This is a genomic window from Polaromonas sp. (assembly GCF_029945925.1).
Classification (GTDB): domain Bacteria; phylum Pseudomonadota; class Gammaproteobacteria; order Burkholderiales; family Burkholderiaceae_C; genus Polaromonas.
In genome coordinates, this window is sequence record NZ_JAQSDN010000017.1 from 1 (window position 1) to 5,488 (window position 5,488).

Below are 5,488 nucleotides of genomic sequence, written 5' to 3' on the forward strand. Positions count from 1 at the left end.
CGGCAGCACGCCGTCAAACAGGCTGATGTCGTTCTGGTGGCCAATGTAGTGGTGGCGGTAACGCGCGCCGAGTTCGGGGTACTTCGCGGGCGGGACATCGGGCGCCGCATGGGCCAGCGCCTGCATCAGCCCCAGGCCGATCACATAACCGGCGGCTTCGTCGGTCGGCACGGTGCCGCCCACGTCACGCACCGCCGCCTGGATGCAGCGCACAATGATTTTGGTCGAATCGAACAGCGTGCCGTCCCAGTCGAAGGCAATCAGGTCAAAGTTGAGCGGGGGGGACGGGCGTGGCATGGGTCGTGAAACTCTCGAGATCGGGGGGAAGCGCGGCCAGCAGGTCAATGCGTTTGCCGCTGGACGGATGGGTGAACTTTAACCGCCAGGCATGAAGAAACATGCGTTTGAGGGCCGCGCCACCGGCTTCTTTTTGCAAGGCTTTGTTCAGTTCGAAGTCGCCGTATTTGTCGTCGCCGGCAATCGGGTGGCCGGCGCTGGCCAGGTGCACCCGGATCTGGTGGGTGCGGCCGGTCTTGATGGTCACTTCGAGCAGCGCGAAATCGCGCCCGGCGGCGGCCAGCGCCGCTTTCACCTTGACCAGGGTCACCGCACGCATGGCGTCGGGATGGTCCTTGTCCACCACCCGCACGCGGCGCTCACCGTCAGGCAGCAAATATTTCTGCAGCGAGGCGTCCAGCACTTTTTTATTGGCCGGCCAGGCGCCGCTGACGAGCGCGAGGTAGATCTTGTCGGTCTCGCGCTCGCGAAACTGCTCTTGCAGGTTTTTCAGCGCCATCCGTTTTTTGGCAACCAGCAGGATGCCGCTGGTCTCACGGTCCAGCCGGTGAACCAGCTCCAGGAACCTGGCTTCGGGCCGCGCCATGCGCAGCTGCTCGATCACGCCAAAAGCCACCCCGCTGCCGCCATGCACGGCCACGCCGGCCGGTTTGTCAATCGCCAGCAGGTGCTCGTCCTCAAACAGGATGGGGAACTCCCGTGACGGCGCGTAACCACCTGTGGTGGACGCGGCGCCGTGACGGGCCACTTCGACCGCCATGGCCTTGGCCTTCTCGTCGGCCCGCTCCGAGGTGCGCACCGGCGGCAGGCGCACGATGTCGCCGGCCTCGACCCGGGTGTCGGCCTGCGCCCTGCCCTTGTTGATGCGCACCTCGCCGCTGCGGATGATGCGGTAGACATGGGTCTTGGGCACGCCCTTGAGCTGACGGATCAGGAAGTTGTCCAGGCGCTGGCCCGCAAAGTCAGCGTCCACTGTCACCAGCGTGGCCTGCGGAGCTGCTTTTGCGGGCAGCTCCGGCGGGGCTTGCAAAGGCGGAGGGGGGCTGGGTCGGTCAGGCAGCGCCGCCGTCAGGGGTTTACCCGGACGGCGTGTTTTACCTGAACCTGCGCCTATAATGTGTTTCACTAGCGACAAGCTGTAAGTGGTTGATTTGTCTGGGAGTTTAGTCCACACACCCATCAACCCACTGCAACAGCCTTGCTGGAAGGTCGACGCCACTGGCAGCAAATGCCCGCAAGCGCACGGTGCCAGGCACCCCGCGGCAGGAACATGTTGTGCAGACGAGTCGACGTTTTGCGAATACAACTACGGAATACGATGTGTGCAGCCCCGCGGGCTGGACACGGATCCAGGTGAAATCTGGTCTTTACATGGGTAGCCTCTTGACAACACTGGCAACACTGATTTTTTTATGCCTGCGGCGCCTTCTGGCCCCGCTTTCAGGCATTAATCAGCCGTCAGCCCTTGTCCTGCGGGCGCAAGCAGCTACTATTTTTGTAGCAAATACCTGTCAGACCCCGGCTCACCCCATCCACGCGCCTACGCCCAGACTGCTCTGCGACTGATTTTTCAGTCGCCGTAGCTTCGTCAAAAGCTCTCCGGCAATTCCCCACGTTCGCACAACGTCTGCTCCCGGCGTCGTTTGCCCGTTTTTCGGGCAGTGATGTTTGAGAACAGAAGAACGAAGGAAACCCCATGAAACGCATGCTGGTCAATGCCACCCAGTCGGAAGAACGCCGCCTGGCCATCGTCGACGGACAAAAACTCCTCGACTACGAAATCGAAATTGAAGGGCGCGAACAGCGCAAGGGCAACATCTACAAGGCCGTCGTGACACGTGTCGAGCCCTCGCTCGAAGCCTGTTTTGTCGACTACGGTGAAGACCGCCACGGCTTCCTGCCGTTCAAGGAAATCTCCAAGCAATACTTTGCCCAGGGCGTGTCGGTCAGCCAGGCGCGCATCCAGGACGTGATCCGCGAAGGCCAGGAAATCCTGGTCCAGGTCGAAAAAGAAGAACGCGGCAACAAGGGCGCCGCCCTGACCACGTTTGTCTCGCTGGCCGGCCGCTACGTCGTGCTGATGCCCAACAACCCGCGCGGCGGTGGCGTGAGCCGCCGTATTGAAGGCGAAGACCGGGCCGAGCTCAAGGAAAACATGGACCAGCTGGAATACCCGGCCGGCTCCAGCATCATTGCCCGCACCGCCGGCATCGGCCGCAGCGCCGCCGAACTGCAATGGGACCTGAACTACCTGATCAAGCTGTGGACCGCCATTGACGGCGCCGGCAAGGGTGGCAAGGGCGCCTTCCTGATTTACCAGGAATCCAGCCTGGTGATCCGCGCGATCCGCGACTACTTCAACAGCGACATCGGCGACATCCTGTTCGACACCGACGACGTCTACGAGCAGGCCCGCCAGTTCATGGCCCACGTGATGCCCGAGCACGAGCACCGCGTCAAGCGTTACCGCGACGACGCGCCGCTTTTCAGCCGCTTCCAGATCGAGCACCAGATCGAGTCGGCCTACGCGCGCACCGTGCAGTTGCCCTCCGGCGGCGCCATCGTGATCGACCACACCGAAGCGCTGGTGTCGGTGGACGTCAACTCGGCGCGCGCCATCAAGGGCGGCGACATTGAAGAAACTGCCACCCGCACGAATCTGGAAGCCGCCGACGAAGTCGCGCGCCAGATGCGTCTGCGCGATTTGGGTGGCCTGATCGTCATCGACTTCATCGACATGGAAGAGTCGCGCAACCGCCGCGACGTTGAGAACCGCCTGCGCGATGCGCTGCGCCAGGACCGCGCGCGTGTGCAGTTCGGCACCATCAGCAAATTCGGCCTGATGGAAATGAGCCGTCAACGCCTGCGCCCTGCGCTTAACGAAGGTGCTTCGATTCCCTGCCCGCGTTGCGGCGGTTCCGGCCACATTCGTGACACCGAAAGCTCGGCGCTGCAGATCCTGCGCATCATCCAGGAAGAGTCGCTGAAAGACAGCACGGCCTCGGTGCTGTGCCAGGTGCCGGTGGATGTCGCGTCTTTCCTGCTCAACGAAAAACGATCCGAGATCGCCAAGATCGAAATGAAGCAGCGCATCAACGTGCTGCTGGTGCCCAACAAGACGCTGGAAACACCGAACTACAAGCTCGAGCGCCTGAAACACGACGACCCGCGCCTGGACAACATCGAGGCGAGCTACAAGATGGCCGAGGAGATGGAAGACCCGACCACGGTTACCCGCCGCAGCCAGGAAAAACACAACAAGCAGGAACCCCTCATCAAGGGCGTGCTGCCCGATGCACCGGCGCCCATCGTCGTGCCCAAGCCGGCACCGGCGCCTGCCCCGGTGGCGGCTCAGCCGGTACGGCCCGTGGTCGCCGCTCCGGCGGAAAAAAGCTTCTTTGCCAAACTCAAGGAATTTTTTGTAGGCGCAGAAGCTCCACCCGCACCGGCGCCTGTCAAGGAAGCCAAAAAAGACGAACGCGGCGAAGGCCGGCGTGACGAGCAGCGCGGCGAACGGGGTGAACGCGGCGAGCGCGGTGGCCGTGGTGAACGCGGCGGCCGTGGCGGCCGTGGTGGCCGCAGCGAAGGTCGCCCGGGCGAAGGACGTGGCGAAGCCCGTCCCGACCAGCGTGGTGGTGAACGTGGTGAACGTGGTGAAGGCCGTGGCGGCGAGCGCCGCGAGCGCAATGCCGATGGCCGCGCCGAAGGTACCCGCCAGGAACGTCCCGCCGGTGAAGCACGTCCCGAAGGCCGCAACAACGAGGCCCGTCCCGAGCGCGCAGAGCGGCCACCGCGTCCTGAAGGCCAGGGCGACAGCGAAGGCCGCGGCGAACGGGGTGAACGCAGCCGCCGTGGTCGTGGCGAACGTGGTGCCGAGCGCGGTGGCGAACGTGCCGACCGCCCGGCACGCGACTCCATCGAGCAGGATCTGGCCCTGGCCAACCAGGCCGCCATGGCCGCAGCCATGAACGAAGGTGATGCCGCGCCGCGCCAGGAACGTCCGGCACAGGACGCCGGCCGTGACGGCGAGCGCCAGCCGCGCGCTGAAGGCCAGGGTCGCCGTGAACGCGGCGAGCGCGGTGAAGCACGCGGAGAGCGTGGCGAACGCGGTGAACGCGGCACTGGCCGTCGCAATGAGCGTCGTGACGACCGCACGGACGGCAGCAGCGCACCCGCAGCCGCCGCCCAGGCCGACAGCTTTGATGCCGCACACCCCGGCGTCGTGGCCGGCCTCGATGAAGCCGGCAACCCGGTGGTGCCGGCCTCTTCCACCGACGTCCAGCCACGCGCTGAAGGTCAGGAAGAAGGCCAGGACCGCCAGCCGCGCGAGCGCCGCAGCCGTGACCGTTATGGCCGCGACCGCCGCGAGCGTTCGGAACGCGGCGACCAGCCCGCCGAGGGTCAGGCAGAAGGCGCAGCCCCGGTTGCTGCAGCTGAAAGCTTTGAGTCAAATCAGGCCGTAGCCCAGGAAACACGTGCGCCGGCAGCTACTGAATTTGTAGCAGCCGCAGCACCGGCACCCGTACCGGCAACGCCGGTGGCAGCACCGGCGCCTGTCGCCGCACCCGCCATCGCCCGGCCTGCGGCCATCGCGCCCGCCGCTGCTGCACCCGCGGCAAGCGCGCTGCCGAAGGTCCAGACCTACGACTTGCCGCTGCAGGACCTGGCCCAGGTGGCCCAGTCCTCGGGTCTGCAATGGGTCAATTCCGACGCCAGCAAGATCGCCGAAACACAAGCGGCGATGGCCGCCGAACCGAAACCGATCCATGTGCCACGCGAACGCCCACCGGCACCGCAACTGGACGCCAGCCCGCTGGTGCTGGTCGAAACCAAACGCGACCTGCGCGACATGACCCTGCCGTTTGAGCAGCCTGCCGCGCCGGCAGCGGGTGAACGCACGGAGTAATCTTTCCGTTCGTGCCGGTCTGGCACTTCAGATCAAAGGCAGCTTTCGGGCTGCCTTTTTTTCGTCTGACGTTGTTGGTTTTTTTGGGGAGTGGAAGCCGGGTGCATCAGCATCACGCTGCGTTTCCGGCTCACTCTGGACAGTAGGCGCAACTCCCCACTCCCTCGCCCCGCTGGGCGATGGCGGGGAGCTTCATTTGGCCGTGTGTGCTGCAGGCACGTGCAAACATGACGGCCGCGTGCCCCGACATGACGCGCTTTGCGCGTCATGTCTCCCCGCACCCGA

General features: G+C 64.8%; 3 protein-coding genes. 1 reads left to right on the plus strand and 2 read right to left on the minus strand.

Going from position 1 to position 5,488, the window contains the following annotated elements; genetic code table 11:
* Both PSV40_RS04485 and PSV40_RS04490 read right to left on the minus strand, forming a co-directional pair.
* Positions 1 to 297, minus strand: a 297-nt coding sequence (locus tag PSV40_RS04485) for an HAD hydrolase-like protein (RefSeq protein ID WP_300534723.1), incomplete at its 3' end; no start/stop codon positions are given.
* Positions 266 to 1,423: an RluA family pseudouridine synthase gene (locus PSV40_RS04490; RefSeq protein WP_300534726.1), complete on the minus strand. Its 1,158-nt coding sequence runs from the start codon at positions 1,421 to 1,423 to the stop codon at positions 266 to 268. The genes PSV40_RS04490 and PSV40_RS04485, both read right to left, overlap by 32 nt.
* A gap of 570 nt (positions 1,424 to 1,993) precedes the next feature.
* On the opposite strand from PSV40_RS04490, the gene PSV40_RS04495 reads away from it, so the two are divergent.
* Positions 1,994 to 5,203 (plus strand): Rne/Rng family ribonuclease, encoded by a 3,210-nt coding sequence (locus PSV40_RS04495; RefSeq protein WP_300534729.1) that lies wholly within the window; start codon positions 1,994 to 1,996, stop codon positions 5,201 to 5,203.
* The last annotated feature ends 285 nt before the right edge of the window (positions 5,204 to 5,488 follow it).

Coding starts and splice junctions, on each gene's coding strand:
- PSV40_RS04495 (WP_300534729.1), top strand. CDS start 1,994: ATGAAACGCATGCTGGTCAATGCCACCCAGTCGGAAGAACGCCGCCTG.